The sequence below is a fragment of the Paenibacillus sp. SYP-B3998 genome (assembly GCF_010820665.1).
In the GTDB taxonomy this organism is placed as follows: Bacteria; Bacillota; Bacilli; order Paenibacillales; family NBRC-103111; genus Paenibacillus_E.
Genome location: NZ_JAAIKC010000011.1, coordinates 57,321 through 71,412 on the forward strand (window position 1 = coordinate 57,321; position 14,092 = coordinate 71,412).

Annotated in this window: 16 protein-coding genes; all 16 read right to left on the reverse strand. The window is 36.3% G+C overall.

Annotated features, from left to right (window positions below):
- Nucleotides 1-495 precede the first annotated feature (495 nt).
- Nucleotides 496-840, reverse strand: a complete 345-nt coding sequence (fliT, locus tag GK047_RS22825) for a flagellar protein FliT (protein ID WP_205516927.1) — start codon at nt 838-840, stop codon at nt 496-498.
- 41 nt (nt 841-881) lie between these two features.
- Nucleotides 882-1,259, reverse strand: coding sequence for a flagellar export chaperone FliS (fliS, locus tag GK047_RS22830; RefSeq protein ID WP_163952271.1), 378 nt, complete (start codon nt 1,257-1,259; stop codon nt 882-884).
- Between the two features lie 36 nt (nt 1,260-1,295).
- Nucleotides 1,296-2,795: a flagellar filament capping protein FliD gene (fliD, locus tag GK047_RS22835; protein WP_163952107.1), complete on the reverse strand. Its 1,500-nt coding sequence runs from the start codon at nt 2,793-2,795 to the stop codon at nt 1,296-1,298.
- Between the two features lie 11 nt (nt 2,796-2,806).
- A complete protein-coding gene (gene flaG / locus GK047_RS22840) occupies nt 2,807-3,169 on the reverse strand; it encodes a flagellar protein FlaG (RefSeq protein ID WP_163952109.1) in 363 nt (120 codons plus the stop codon).
- Nucleotides 3,170-3,354: 185 nt separating this feature from the next.
- Nucleotides 3,355-3,576 carry a hypothetical protein gene (locus GK047_RS22845; RefSeq protein ID WP_163952111.1) on the reverse strand — a complete coding sequence of 74 codons (222 nt, stop codon included), beginning with the start codon at nt 3,574-3,576 and terminating at the stop codon, nt 3,355-3,357.
- Between the two features lie 29 nt (nt 3,577-3,605).
- Complete coding sequence (gene fliB / locus GK047_RS22850) at nt 3,606-4,820, reverse strand: flagellin lysine-N-methylase (RefSeq protein WP_163952113.1); 1,215 nt, start codon at nt 4,818-4,820, stop codon at nt 3,606-3,608.
- A gap of 37 nt (nt 4,821-4,857) precedes the next feature.
- A complete protein-coding gene (locus GK047_RS22855) occupies nt 4,858-5,544 on the reverse strand; it encodes a cytidylyltransferase domain-containing protein (protein WP_163952115.1) in 687 nt (228 codons plus the stop codon).
- On the reverse strand, nt 5,541-6,590 hold the full coding sequence (locus tag GK047_RS22860; RefSeq protein ID WP_163952117.1) for a nucleotidyltransferase family protein: 1,050 nt from the start codon (nt 6,588-6,590) through the stop codon (nt 5,541-5,543). Before GK047_RS22860 ends, GK047_RS22855 begins: the two co-directional genes overlap by 4 nt.
- 3 nt (nt 6,591-6,593) lie before the next feature.
- Nucleotides 6,594-7,220, reverse strand: a complete 627-nt coding sequence (locus GK047_RS22865) for a NeuD/PglB/VioB family sugar acetyltransferase (RefSeq protein WP_163952119.1) — start codon at nt 7,218-7,220, stop codon at nt 6,594-6,596.
- A complete protein-coding gene (gene neuB, locus GK047_RS22870) occupies nt 7,201-8,280 on the reverse strand; it encodes an N-acetylneuraminate synthase (protein WP_163952121.1) in 1,080 nt (359 codons plus the stop codon). Before neuB ends, GK047_RS22865 begins: the two co-directional genes overlap by 20 nt.
- A complete protein-coding gene (gene neuC, locus GK047_RS22875; protein ID WP_163952123.1) occupies nt 8,277-9,407 on the reverse strand; it encodes a UDP-N-acetylglucosamine 2-epimerase in 1,131 nt (376 codons plus the stop codon). The genes neuB and neuC overlap by 4 nt, the downstream gene beginning before the upstream one ends.
- Nucleotides 9,400-10,575, reverse strand: a complete 1,176-nt coding sequence (locus GK047_RS22880; protein WP_163952125.1) for a LegC family aminotransferase — start codon at nt 10,573-10,575, stop codon at nt 9,400-9,402. The genes neuC and GK047_RS22880 overlap by 8 nt, the downstream gene beginning before the upstream one ends.
- Nucleotides 10,572-11,579: an NAD-dependent 4,6-dehydratase LegB gene (locus tag GK047_RS22885; protein ID WP_163952127.1), complete on the reverse strand. Its 1,008-nt coding sequence runs from the start codon at nt 11,577-11,579 to the stop codon at nt 10,572-10,574. The genes GK047_RS22880 and GK047_RS22885 overlap by 4 nt, the downstream gene beginning before the upstream one ends.
- On the reverse strand, nt 11,580-13,259 hold the full coding sequence (locus tag GK047_RS22890) for a motility associated factor glycosyltransferase family protein (RefSeq protein WP_240344138.1): 1,680 nt from the start codon (nt 13,257-13,259) through the stop codon (nt 11,580-11,582).
- A gap of 2 nt (nt 13,260-13,261) precedes the next feature.
- The gene (locus GK047_RS22895; RefSeq protein WP_163952131.1) at nt 13,262-13,786 is read right to left on the reverse strand and encodes a hypothetical protein; all 525 of its coding nucleotides are present in this window, start codon (nt 13,784-13,786) and stop codon (nt 13,262-13,264) included.
- Nucleotides 13,787-13,865: 79 nt separating this feature from the next.
- On the reverse strand, nt 13,866-14,092 hold a 227-nt coding region (locus GK047_RS29835; RefSeq protein ID WP_275901701.1), incomplete at its 5' end, for a flagellin.

Consider the following 14,092-nt stretch of genomic DNA (forward strand, 5'->3'; position numbering starts at 1 on the left):
CCCGTGGATAAGTGAGAAATTTGTAAAACCTTGTCGTATAGAGCATCTTTACAACTTATTCACAAAGTTATGCACAGAGTTGTGCACATTGTCCACAGGGTATCATGACATATTAATTCCACCACTACCACTATTAGTTTTTACCGATTCCCAAGCCATCTCTAAATTGAACCTACTACCCACCTAATCATTAAAAAGCGAACTCTCCTTCCTGTGCAGTCTGCTTTCATTCGTTTCTTATCCTCCACTTGCAAGTTCTAGGTCTTTCACATTGAAGTTGTCTCGCTTCGCCTGAAGGTGCCCTTGTTCGTGACATCTGCTGCCTAGCGGTTGCTAGCGACAGGACGTGCAGCTTTGGGGTTCAAAGATGTTTCCCTAAATACGAAGAAGCCCCTAGAAGCAACTCTAGAGGCTCGTTTTTTCTGCTATTTTATTATTTTCAAAGAAAGCGGACTTTTTCAGTGCCCCCCATCTCTACATGAGGGGGTTTATCAACTATTTCTTTTTATCAAAAAAGGCACCATGCGGAGAATACGAAGTACCATATCCTCCATACTGCTGATTGACAATCTTATTTTTCTGTACATTAGCAATTTGGGATTCCAACTTTTTTTTCTCCCGATCCATAATTGGAATAATCCGCTTATCAACTTCATAAGCAGGCTGGAAATAGGTTTGTTTTTGAGTTTCTGTTAGAGATATCCCTTTTACAAACAGCCCTGATAATTGATCCATTACCTCTTGTCTTTTATCCAAGAGCTCTATCCATTTTTCCGGGTCACTTTCTTCGTCAAGAACTGTTTTCTCTAAAAGAACAGTAAGCCCAAGTAATTCGTTCAACAGGGGATCTAGAGAGCTAGTATTCATCAATTCCTCACCTACTATGAATGTTGTTTAGACAAAATCATAGCTTCTTTCCACACATCACGGAATTGTGCAAATAAATCTTCTATTTCGTCTAAAATAGATCCATCTTTATTGATGTTCGATTCAATCATTCGATGGTTCATGTAATCGTACATCATAAGGAGTTGTTCCGAAATCGGGTAGGAACGATCTAACGTAATAATCAATTCACTGATGATATCCTGTACTCGTAGATTGAACTCGTTAGCCTTATCCATTTTTTTTTCTTGAAGAGCCACTTTCGTCTGTTTAATAAACTTAATGGCACCATTAAAGAGCATAAGAGTTAGTTCTCCAGGAGTCGCTGTAGTCACTTGATTGTTTTGATATTTCTGAGCTGCAGTAATCATGATTCATCGCTCCTTTTAATTCTAAGCTTGCTAAGCAACTTATTTCGCAAGCCAACTGCTTTGGGAGTTAGCCTTGTTCATTGCTGATTCCATCGCAGCGAATTTTTTCCAGTATCCGTCTTCCATGTCTTTGAGGCGAGTATTCCACTTACTTATGTCAGTATTCATTCTCTTTAGATCTTTACCAATTGTGCTGTTATCTGTGAGGTACAGAGCGCTCCCCGCTTTATCCGTAAGCTTAGTTATGGAAGTTTCAAGTTGACTATACAGACGTTGAGCTAATCCACTCTCGTTAAACTTCGTATTAACATCTGTTGCGGTACTCACTTTTGTAAAGAGGTCCATGACTTTGGTACCATTTTGAGAAATGGCTTCACGTAGTTTTGTATCATTAATATAGAGTTTCCCTTTTTCTTGGTAACTACCGGTTGTAATCCCAATTTCACTAAGAGTATCAAATTTAGTATCAATACCGGTAGCCGTCACATTAGCCGTAAGAGCTTGGCGCACTTGAGTTAATACATTAGTAAGCAAAGAATCACGACGCAACAAACCACTCTTTGCTTTTGTTTCCCATTGTTCAACCTGCTTTTCAGACAAAGATGCTTTTTCCTCATCTAATAGAGGTTTATAATCTTTGTATTTCGCTTCGCTTACTTTAACGTCTATCTTTCCAATAACCTCGTTATATTTATCTACAAAGCCTTTAATAGACTTGAAAACGGAATCCTCATCAGGCTTGAGACTCACATTAGTCGTTCCAACAGCTTTCATAGTGAACTCAACACCGTCAAATGTGAAGGTAGAACTACCGACAGCATAGGAAATTCCATTAATCTTAACCGCTCCTGATATAGCGTCTTTTGACAGCTGAGATCCAGAATCTGTAGCAAACGTCTCAGAAGTACTATTAACCGTACCGACAGACAAGTTCAGTTTATTACTAGCTCCAAAGTCAGCACCAACAAGATTAATCGAAACAGCGGAACTGGCCCCACTGGCCGTTGAGGTAAAGGTAATGGATTTATCACTTTTGAGATAGCTTGCAGTAACTCCCGTTGTTGCTGACGCAGCATTAACCTTAGTTATTACGCTGCTAATTGTATCGGTTGCTGTTACATTAATAGAAGTCGTCCCAACCTTAAAATCAAATGTTTCTCCAATCGCGGTAGACTCATCTGACAAGTTATTGGTAAACTTCACAGACGCAGCCTTAGCTGCCGTAGAAAGACTCGTTACCTCCACATTATACGCAGGTAAACTTGGAGACCCTTTTTGTTTAGCAGCAACGATCATTTCGTTATCAGAAGATATAGCCTTTTTGTCGTAACTGCCTTGCAATTTCATATCAAATACTGTTTTTTTGAAATCCAGTAAGAGCGTGTTCATCTCTCTAAACTGATCACGTCTCCACTCTTCTGTTTGTTTATTTTGTAAAATCTTGTTTAATGGAGCTTTCTGCGCCTTCATTAAATTCTTAACCATTGCTTCTGTATCAAGTCCAGAGACTAAACCACCCATACGAATTGAATTTACCATGTTACCTCCACCTACCGTTTCTCATCGATTAGAATTCCGATCATATTCTTCATTGCGGCAACTACATCTAACATTTTTTTGGATGGCACTTCCCGTATTACTTCCTTTGTCTGGTCGTCAATCACTTGAACATAATATTCTTTCAATTCATCATGCAGGACGAAGCTAAGGTGTGTATTGCTAACTTGCATGAATTTATTCAAACCCTCAATTGATCTCTCTAACTCTTGTCTTCCAATTTCCTTAATAGGAATATGCTCTGCACGTTCTAATGGCAGAGCCTCTTTAACTTCGGTCTTATCCGTCTCAAATGATGAACGATTAGGATTCGACTGTGGGGAACCACCCACTATAGGAATAGAAGATATATCCATAAAACGCCCTCCAAATTTTAGCTATTACTAATACTATCGGATAGAAGTGAAATTTATTTTAGGGTAATCGGATAAAAAATTGTTGATTTTAAAATTTAATTATCCAATTATATATCTCCGGGAATTTCCACCTCGTAATCTCCCTTTAAAATTACTATTAAACATCTAGAACCACCTGTTAGTGCTTATCTCTTAGCTTCAACTATCGATAGGTGTTCGCAATTATCCTCGAGAGCAATGTTGTCAATTGCACAAGAAAAAGAGAACCCAAATAGTAATCTACAGGTCGCTGAAAAGCCCTCAAAAATCAAACAGGCATCTTTTTCGCGATCTATTTGTGCGAAGGATGCCTGTTTTTCGTATAATAAAAGTGAACAATGTTGGCTCGCTTGAGCCAGTTCCATCATTTCTTTCGCTATATTTACATAAAGCAATTTTAGCTTTTCAACAGCACAGCCATATGAGCCATCGTTGTATATCCACTATCAGTTAATACATCTTGAACATCTGCTAAATATCGAAGATCATGATCCACTATTTTCGATAAAGATTGAATCAACTTAATTACAATTTCAGTCGATAAACCTTCATTATACTTGGCCATACCAATAAGATGCAGTTTAAGTAAAGCAAAATTCACGATCAGCATCACATAGCTCTCGAAGAATTTTTTTTGATTATAAGGAAAAAGGTTTTTAAATATATAATTCACTAAAAAGTTCTCTAATATATATGAATGTTGTTCAACAAACGGCTTATAATATTTTTCAAAAGCATCCGTATAAAGGCTCTTAACTTCTTCTAAATTAGCATCATCATTGAAATTCAAACCTTCTAACATTTCTTGTAAACATTCAATATACCTTTTGCTAGTCACTCCTGAAGAGAATCGATAATTAATTAAACTTTTACACACACTTAGCTGAAAAGATAAGTTACTTGGCATATTTTCTATAGAAGTTAAAAAAGCGTCATCTGATATAGACGATAAATATTCACTCATAATTTTTGGAAGTTGGATTTCCAATTCAACATTTGCTATATTTGATAATTTTTGAAAAAACAAACCTAAAACTATTAATCTATTTTCTACAGAAGTTGCTCTATCTTGCATGATACGTATTGAGAATATCCTCAAATCCCAGAACAATTCATTCCCTTTTGCAGTAGAAAAACTTTGGTTCATAAATCCTGGCGTATCAGCAGGTTCCTCTTCTTCAAAAAAGTGAATGCCATTCTCATTAAGTAGCACCAGCCTTGCCGCTTCTGGACAAGATAACGTAGCACTTTTCTCCACTGTTCTATCAACTTTATTTAACACTCTCGGATAAATAGCGCATGTATTAGATAATAATTCTGGACCTAATTCTTTTTGAATCGTACATAAACGATTTTCATCTAATAATGTACATGCCCCCTCTTTATCCATTCTAATTTTTGCATAGTTTTCTGAGGTACTGTTGGATCGATTTCTTGTAACATTCTTTTTCAATTCATCCTTCAAGGCTGATTTTTTAATATTTCTATAACTACTGAACGTCTTTTCATCAACACTAACCTTCCAGCCTGCACAGCATGTATCTTCACATTCTGAACCAATGCACTGAAACGCTTTCATGTACTCAGGAATCAATATTGGTCTTGTATTCATTAACGTGCCTCCTTACTTGTAGATTACTAACTCTACTTCAATCCTTGGTCATCATCCATTCACACAATAAAAAATCCTCTTCGGTATCAATATCATAAGATCTACTTTTTGGCATAATAAATGCAGAAGTTTCCTCTGTTACTATTCTTTTTGTTTTCATTAGCCATTCTATAACTGCAACGTAGACCGCACCATTCAAAGCATAAACTAATGGTAAATCCTGTCTCCTAACAGCGACTTCTCTCTGAGAACTAAACGGTTTCATTAACCCGTTCTCTTGTAACATATACATCCAGTAAGGTGATTTATCTGGTTCTGTCACACTAACACATGCTGGCACTCCTGAATTCACTAAATGCTCAATACAACTATCAATATCTTCTGTTACGCGCAGTGGCGATGTCGGCTGTAGAATAACCACATAATCATAATCTGGCAACTCATTCAATGCATGAAACACAGGATCCAATCCTTGGGTTTCATCCTCTGCAAGATGTTTCGGGCGAACAAAAGGAACATTTGCCCCATACTCCTCTGCCACTCCAATGATTTCTAGATCTTCCGAAGTTACAATTAATCTATCGATATATTTAGACTTTTTTCCAGCCTCTATCGTCCACGCAATCAATGGTTTTCCTGCTAACTGACGAATATTTTTTCTTGGTACTCCTTTAGAACCACCGCGCGCAGGAATAATTGCTAGGACTTTCTTATTATTAATCACAAAAAGCCTCCACTAAATTCAAAATTAGCCTTTTCATAATCATCCATACGACCAATATCAAGCCAATACTCTCTCAATGGAAAAGCGGAGACTTCTTGTTGCTCGCTCATCATTTTCTTAAAAAGATCTGGCATATCGTAAAATTCATTTTGAGGAACCAATTTCAACACATCAGGGTTCAATACGTAAATACCAGCATTAACAAAACTTTTGTGAATCGGTTTCTCTTCAATAGACAAAAGACGGTGATTCTCTGTTTCTAAAACACCATAAGGGATTTGATATTCATATTCCCTTACACACATCGTTGCAACTGAATTCGTTTCATTATGAAAACTTAGCAACTGCTCATAATTAATTTTGGTCAATAGATCTCCGTTCATTACAAAAAAGGGATGATCTGGCTTTTCTACCAAAAGCGATAGTGCCCCTGCTGTTCCAAGCCTCTTTGTTTCTTCTATATACGATATATTCACATCAAGCTGGGTTCCATCTTGAAAATAGTCTTTAATTATATCTTTCTTATAATTTACCGATAAAATAAAATTAGTAAATCCAAAACCTTTAAAGCTATTAATAATTGATTCTAGAATAGGCTTGTCCCCAACTTTCAACATAGGTTTTGGCATATGATCCGTCAAAGGACGAAGTCTTGTACCAAGACCGCCTACCATCAGAATTACAGTATTTTCCTTTTGTGAAATTTGAACTACATTATCAGCAAATAGGACATCCTGAATCTGCCTTTCTTGATTCACAATCGGCAGTTGTTTCAGTTTCTGCTTTCTCATAAACTCTTTATAGTAAAACGGTTTCTTTCCCGATTTTTCATATATGGGTGATTCATTCATTACTTTGTGAATTGATGTATCTAAAGATAAGCCTTTCAATAGTCCTCGACGAATGTCACCATCCGTCACTGTCCCAAGTATACGCCTATCCTCATCAACAACTAGTGCAAATTGCAATCTAGTATCATCTATCAATTTCATCGTTTGCATAATTGTTACATGAGGGCCAATTAAGATGTCTCTCCATCTTGTCATATTCTACACTTCCTTAGCTGGCACACCGAATGCTTTGCTTCCATCCTTTAACGTTTTCAAAACAAGCGATCCGGCGCCGATTAATACTTGACTTCCAATCTGAACATTCTGAATAACTGTTGATCCTGCACCGATATGTGTGAAATCACCCACGGTTACATTTCCTGAAAGCGTCGCGCCCGGTGCAATGTGACAATGCCGCCCGATTCGACAGTCATGATTAATGCTAGCAGATGTGTTTATAATAGTATTATCGGCAACAATCACAAAAGTTTCAATCACAGTATTTGCCATAACCTGAATACCCTCCCCTAATGTTGAGTAGGGAGAAGTAACGGAACTTTGATGGATAACTGAAGAAAATGTATAGTCTTTTTCTTTAAACTGTTGAAAAATTTTTGCCCTCGCACCAATTGTACCTAAGCATAGTACAAGTTCAATGTGAGCATTATTAAACGAATTAATTGCATCGTCATTACCAAGATAAGGTAACCCGAAACGATTTTCTTGATCTTCTGGCGCTGTGAAACCAATAATGGAACGATGCTGTTGCAACAGAATATCCGTCAGCACTGCCGCATGACCGCCATTTCCAATCAAAATAACTGGTTTATTCGTCAATGAGCTCATCCTCTTCATAGCTTTGTGATGCCGTTGTTCCAATAAATGACCAATATTGAGAAGGTGCCCTGCCACTACCTGGCCGTTTGACTGTTAAATTTTCCTCAGTAAAAATTGTACCAATTTCAATTGGCTTTGCAGCCACTAAGCTTTTACGCGCAGCTATTTGATTCCTCTGTTCGTTGAAAGTTGGTTTTTTGTCACCATCTCCTAGTGATTGTTCAATAATACGAATTGCTTTCACCATCTCTGTTAATTCGTTTGGTTCTAAGGAGGCACGGTGATCTGGTCCAGGCAAAGTTCGACTAATTGTAAAATGTTTTTCAATAAGTTGAGCTCCGCGCGCAACAGCAGCAACCGGGACATAAATACCCTCTGAATGATCAGATAAACCAACATTTACTCGAAGCTCTCTCTTTAATTGATCCATCGCCATCAAATTAACATCTGTGTAGGGAGTTGGATACTCAGTCGTACAATGCAAAATCGTCACATAGTCCTTCAACCATTCCTTGGCTTCAGATGTGTGATAAAACTTGCGAACAGCCCCTATTTCGACATTTTCAGTTGGATGGGCAAGACCATACGCAATAAAAGACATAGCTTCATGAATATCCTCCATAGTTGCCATACCCGTTGATAAAATCATTGGCTTTCGTTTTGTAGCAATATAATGTACGAACGGTGCATTTGTTAATTCACCAGACGGAATTTTCACTGTTCGAATTACAAGTTCATCTACTAAAAAATTAACACTTTCACGATCAAAAGGGGTCGATAAAAATTCAATCTTTTTTTCATCACAATATGCTTTAATTTGAATGAACTCATCATATGCAAGCTCCAATTTTTTTAACATTGCATATTGTGACGTCTCTTCTCCAATATTCTTCACCTGATACTCAGCCTGTTTTGCTTTTTTTGTAACAAGGTTCTCTGTTTTAAAGGTTTGAAACTTAACTGCATCTGCTCCAGCTTGCACTGCCGCATTTACTAGTGCAAACGCAAGATCAAGAGAACCGTTATGATTGACGCCAGCTTCCGCAATTATGTATGTATGATTTTTCATAAATCGTAAAACTCCTTCTGAATCAAGTAGGAAGGTATTCTTTTGAGGATATCTACTATTTTTCGAGAAACATTTCCATCGCCAAAAATTTGTTCATATGGCCCGACATATTGCAATGCTTTTTCAATGCCATTTCTAATAGACTCTTCGTCCAGCTCAGCATCAAAAACGGATGTTGGTCCTTCCCTACCCGCCTGTCTATTACCACAATTCACAGTAGGTGTCTGAAGGTATGGTACTTCAATAAGCCCACTCGATGAATTACCAATAACTAACTCAGCATGTTTCACTGCACTTAAATAGCGCAATTGTCCTAACGAATCAAACAAAAATGCATTTTCATTTTGAGAAGTGTACTTTTCAATTACTTCGTTTATGAAGCGTCCACCATTATCCGCATTCGCTTTTGTAAAGATAAGATTCATGTTTGGATACTCACTTAATACCTTTAATAACGGATGAATCCCTTCTAGATCTCCGTGCGTTTCAGGGTGATAGGTAATAAGTAAAAGTGATTTATTTTTATCGAGGCATAACTGAGTATATAATTCATCTTTAGATAATAGTGGTATTTTAAAAATATTTTCAATTCCCAACGCACCAACATTCCATACCCGTTTCGGTGATTCACCAAGTTGAATTACTCGTTTTTTATGTTTATCGGTACTGGTGAAGTGCCATGTCGCCATTTTAGTGATAGAGTGACGAATTGAGTCATCATATGCTCCTAATGTTAACTCACCACCATGTAAATGTGCAATTGGGATACCGGTGATTAATGCGACCTGCGACACAGCTAACATTTCAAATCGATCCCCCAAGATAACAAGTAAATCTGGCTTCAATCGAACAAGCGCATCCGCAAATCCTATTGTTGCAAGTCCCATCGATTTCACTACACCAGTTGGAGTATCTGATGACAAGAGCATTTCTACTTTTTCGCCAATCGTAAATCCATCTTCCTCAATCTGCTTAAATGTCAAGCCAAACTCAGGAGACAAATGCGCCCCTGTAGCAATTAGTTGTAATTCTAATTCATCATCTGCTTGGATCTCTTTCATCAACCAATAAAGCAACCCATATTCAGCTCTTGTTCCAGTAACAATACAAATTTTACGTTTATTCATGAGTAGATTTCCCCACTCGTATAGGAGTAGAAGGAATGTTAATAACTCGTTTGTTCAGCTCATATGTCACCGACAAATCCCCTTTTGGACAATCCATATAAGGAATTAACTCATCCATTGGTGTCCAAATTGGTCTCGCCATTGTTCCATTCTTATTCAATACATCTAGCACATCATCACGATTATGTTTGTCCAAATCAAGAATAATTGTTTGAAGCCAGTAATTACTCGTACCAAAAGTAGGTTCAATAAACAAATCGACTCCATCGATTTGTTCAAATAGCGTTTGATACTTTTGCGTTAATTGCCTTTTCTCTGTTAAAAAATCGTTCATTTTCTCAATTTGAGCACATCCAAGAGCGGCATTGATATTTGGCATTCGATAATTAAAACCTATCTCGTCATGACGGTATTCCCATCGATGCGGTATTTTGGCAGTTGTCGTAATATATTTCGCATAATCTGCAAGCTGCTCGTCATTCGTTAATATCGCACCGCCTCCACCCGTTGTCATGATTTTGTTGCCATTAAAACTAAGTGCCCCTACAAGACCAAATCCCCCTGTATGCTTCCCCTTATAATAAGAGCCCAGTGATTCTGCCGCATCTTCGACGAGAACGAGATTATACCGCTTACAAATATCTATTAACGCATCAATGTCTACAGGATGCCCAAATGTATGCATTGGAACAATTGCACGAATTATACGCCCTGTCCACTTATTGATAAGGTGACCATTATTAATCTCTCCAATCTCTCGAATATGTTCTTCGAGTTTCACCGGATCAATGCCCATGGTTTGTTCTGTTACATCAACAAAATGAGGAAGTGCCTGTAAGTACGAAACTGCGTTGGCTGTTGCAATAAATGTCAGTGCTGGCATAAAGACTTCATCATTCGCTTGCACACCTGCAATTTTAAGCGCAATATGCAAAGCAGCAGTCCCGTTAACCACCGCAACCGCTCGCTTGACACCTGTATATTCTGCGAGTCTTTTCTCAAACTCATCGACATATTTACCAACAGATGATACCCAACCTGTCCGAATACAGTCCGTTACATACTCAATTTCTGTTTCACTAAAAGTTGGCTCATGTAAGAGAACAATGTCTTTATTGCCGTAAATTGCTTTAATATTATGAGTTATTTCCTGCCATTGCTTGGTCATATATTATATACATCTACCTTATATCGGATTAAATTCTCCAAATTCGTAAACCAATCCGCAGTTTCTTTCAATCCTCGCTTAAATCCATCAATACCACCATATAACGGCTCCCAACCAAGCAATTCTTTCGCTTTTTGATTATCCGCCCAAAGTCGCTCTACTTCACTTTTTCCAGGACGAAACCGAATTTCATCTGTTTCAATTTCAACTTTTTTGCCCATAACATCAGCAATAGCTTTAACTGTTTCACCTATTGAAATTTCATAATTGCTACCTATATTAATTACTTCACCAAGTGCTTTTTCACTATTCATAATTGAAATAAATCCTCTTACAGTATCCTTTACATAGTTAAAATCTCTGGTTGGACTTAAAGCGCCGAGTTTAATTATCTCATTACCAGATGCAAGTTGTGTAATAATGGTCGGAATAACCGCCCGCGCGGATTGGCGCGGGCCATACGTGTTAAATGGTCGAATAACCGCCACTGGAGTTTCGAATGAACGATAAAAAGACAGAGCCATTTGATCTGCACCGATTTTCGATGCAGAATACGGTGATTGACCTTGTAATGGATGATCTTCATTAATAGGTACATATTTTGCCGTACCGTATACTTCGCTAGTTGACGTATGAACGACTTTCGAAACGCCTAGCTCACGTGCCGCTTGAAGTACATTTAAAGTTCCTTTTATATTTGTATCTACATATGTATCAGGAGAATGATAGGAATAAGGAATCGCAATTAACGATGCAAGATGCAAAACCGTATCGCAACCCTTCATCGCTTCTTTTACCCCATATGGATCACGAATGTCTCCAGAAAATACATCTAACTCATTCTTAATATCCGCTGATGAAGAATCAAGCCACCCCCATGAGTTGAAAGAGTTATAATAAACAAATGCTCGAACATTATATCCCGCGCGTATAAGTTCTTCTACTAGATGTGAGCCGATAAATCCATCAGCCCCAGTTATTAATATCTTATTACTCATATACATTCACCCTTTAGAATAAAACTTTTTAATCTCATTGTCGTTTAATAATAAATCCAGATAATTTTTTAATTTTATAAACAGCTCGTGAATATTATCTCTCATTTCTATTCTTTGATCATTTGTAGTCTGATCTACTTTGAAATTGTATTCGAAATGATTGCTAATTCGTTGAACATCGTCTATTAACTGATTTAGTAACGCACCTTCAACTAAAGGCTCTTTTCTAAGTTTCTTCACACTTTTTAACAATGTTTTGATATCTAAAATGTTAACTACATCTTTTCGTATTTTATTCATTTTTCTTTCTTCAACTTTTACCAATTCGAAAATTTGATACAGATTTTTTATTACTTCTATAGCCTTCTCTTTTCCCTTTATACTCATTTTGTTTTGGTTAACTGTAAAACTTACATCTTTTATAAATTTTTGGTAATTAACATTTTCATAATGGATATAAGGAATATTGTCAATTTTCGCACCTTTTATTGAAGTATTATACATTTTAATATGATCTCGTATGAGATTTGTTAATTGGTTGAATGAATCAATTTGTGCATATAATGTTTCAGAAGTTACAACTTTCCCACCGTCATTACTATCTACAAATAATTCCTCTTCTATTCTAACTCCTTCGTGTACTGTTATTCCTTCAGCATAATACTTCTTGTCAACATAAGATAAATCCTGTCCAACTAAATACACTTCTTCAAATCCAAGTTGACAAATAATATTAAGAGTAGAAATAGCTACCGAAGCAACTGATATGAATCTTTGCTGCTCAGGAAATATGCTTCCTGTAATACCATCCATTTCGCTTAACATTTTTAAAGCGGTTCCTTGATGGTTTTGCAGAATTAAATGATGGGTCATCGTGTCAAAAATAGCAAGCCCCTTGTAATTGATTCCTTTAAAGTGGGCCTCAAAGTTTGTCAAACTGGAGTCAATTGAAACTAAAAAATCTGGCTGAATATTATATTTTAACAGTGCCCTTACAGCAGAGCCTACACAAAAAACATACATATGTTCTTTTGCTTTCTTTATAAACTCAATATTTTCAGTTAATGATGGTCCAGAGGAGACTAGCAAAGCTCCTTTTCCTTGAAACTTCCCCAAAAATCCATCTATTGAATCCATTTCGAATGTGTAAGCTAAATTTAATATTGGCTCAATGATCCAATTTTTCTTAAAAAAATTCACCGTATTATTATTAATTACATATAAACTCAAACTTTTCTCTATTAATTTTAAAGCTTCATTAATTAATATTGATTCAGTTTGGTCATATTTTGGATGTATAATTATTTGCGAGGAGAGGCCCCTAAATTTCTCTATAATAGAGGTTATTGTTATAGGCAGTAGGCTTTTTAAGTAATGCAACTCTATGTTATTACTCGCTCTAATTTTATTTAAAGTAGATTCACTCAAAGCAACTTCATTAAATGGTTCTATTATGATTATTTTCGGGATATCTTGATACATTGAATGGAGTGCTTCTACAATCTCGCCATTTCCAACCCCTATAATAAATATAAATTTGTTTTTTTCTAATATTTCTTTCTTCAAAATTTTACTAATTTCTTTTTTTGGAGAAATTTTAGAATTTAACGGAAGGGTCGTACCTTCTGATTTATAAAAATAAATTTGACTTCCATCATCAGCTTCTCCACTTATTATCTCATACATACTCACTGATTGGTTTCCTTCCTAATTTCTAGTTCTTCTATAAATTCCTCTATCCAATCCGAGTAGATTAATTCAATAATATCCAAAATAGAAGGGTAATCACTTTCCAGTATTTTTTGTTCTGCTTGTTTTACACTCAATTCTATTTCTGCCTTAATAATCTTGTTAATATTAAAATAATTATCCACATTCGATAACTCCAATAAAGTAGCAGACAGTTCAGAAAATGTTGATAATATATCTTCATTACTCTTTAAATTCAATTTTTCTATTTTTATTAACAAATCTTTTGAAAATTGTTGCACGTTATGGAGCACTTCTTTCTCATGATCCACAATTAACCTTGTTACAAAAGATGGATTTTCTTGCGTTTCTAAAATTTCCATTATTTCCTTTTTCTCAAGAGGAGTTTCAGCATTTTCCACAATTATTGAAGATGTTTTATTTAAATATCGAACAATATCATCATAAGTTTCTTGGAGATTTTTATTTTTGGCAAACTTTTTTTCATTAATATAATATGTCATTTTTCATTCTCCTCATTAGCAAATAAGGCAGATAGCAGTTATGCCATCCACCTTATTATTATCACCTTAAATCAAATTATTATCTAAGAAGTTGAAGAACTCCTTGAGGTTGTTGGTTAGCTTGAGCCAACATTGCTTGTGCTGCTTGAGCTAGAATAGAATTCTTTGTTTGGTTCATCATTTCTTTCGCCATATCAACGTCACGAATACGAGATTCAGCAGCTGATAAGTTTTCAGAAGATGTACCCAAGTTGTTAATTGTGTGTTCTAAGCGGTTTTGAATCGCTCCTAAGGATGAACGTTGTG

Excerpts from the sequence above, each read along its gene's own strand:
- GK047_RS22880 (WP_163952125.1), bottom strand. The coding sequence starts at position 10,575 with ATGACCAAGCAATGGCAGGAAATAACTCATAATATTAAAGCAATTTAC.
- GK047_RS22895 (WP_163952131.1), bottom strand. The coding sequence starts at position 13,786 with ATGACATATTATATTAATGAAAAAAAGTTTGCCAAAAATAAAAATCTC.
- fliD (WP_163952107.1), bottom strand. The coding sequence starts at position 2,795 with ATGGTAAATTCAATTCGTATGGGTGGTTTAGTCTCTGGACTTGATACA.
- GK047_RS22860 (WP_163952117.1), bottom strand. The coding sequence starts at position 6,590 with ATGACAAGATGGAGAGACATCTTAATTGGCCCTCATGTAACAATTATG.
- GK047_RS22845 (WP_163952111.1), bottom strand. The coding sequence starts at position 3,576 with ATGATGGAACTGGCTCAAGCGAGCCAACATTGTTCACTTTTATTATAC.
- neuC (WP_163952123.1), bottom strand. The coding sequence starts at position 9,407 with ATGAATAAACGTAAAATTTGTATTGTTACTGGAACAAGAGCTGAATAT.
- fliB (WP_163952113.1), bottom strand. The coding sequence starts at position 4,820 with ATGAATACAAGACCAATATTGATTCCTGAGTACATGAAAGCGTTTCAG.
- GK047_RS22885 (WP_163952127.1), bottom strand. The coding sequence starts at position 11,579 with ATGTATATGAGTAATAAGATATTAATAACTGGGGCTGATGGATTTATC.
- flaG (WP_163952109.1), bottom strand. The coding sequence starts at position 3,169 with ATGGATATATCTTCTATTCCTATAGTGGGTGGTTCCCCACAGTCGAAT.
- GK047_RS22865 (WP_163952119.1), bottom strand. The coding sequence starts at position 7,220 with ATGAGCTCATTGACGAATAAACCAGTTATTTTGATTGGAAATGGCGGT.
- GK047_RS22890 (WP_240344138.1), bottom strand. The coding sequence starts at position 13,259 with ATGTATGAGATAATAAGTGGAGAAGCTGATGATGGAAGTCAAATTTAT.
- neuB (WP_163952121.1), bottom strand. The coding sequence starts at position 8,280 with ATGAAAAATCATACATACATAATTGCGGAAGCTGGCGTCAATCATAAC.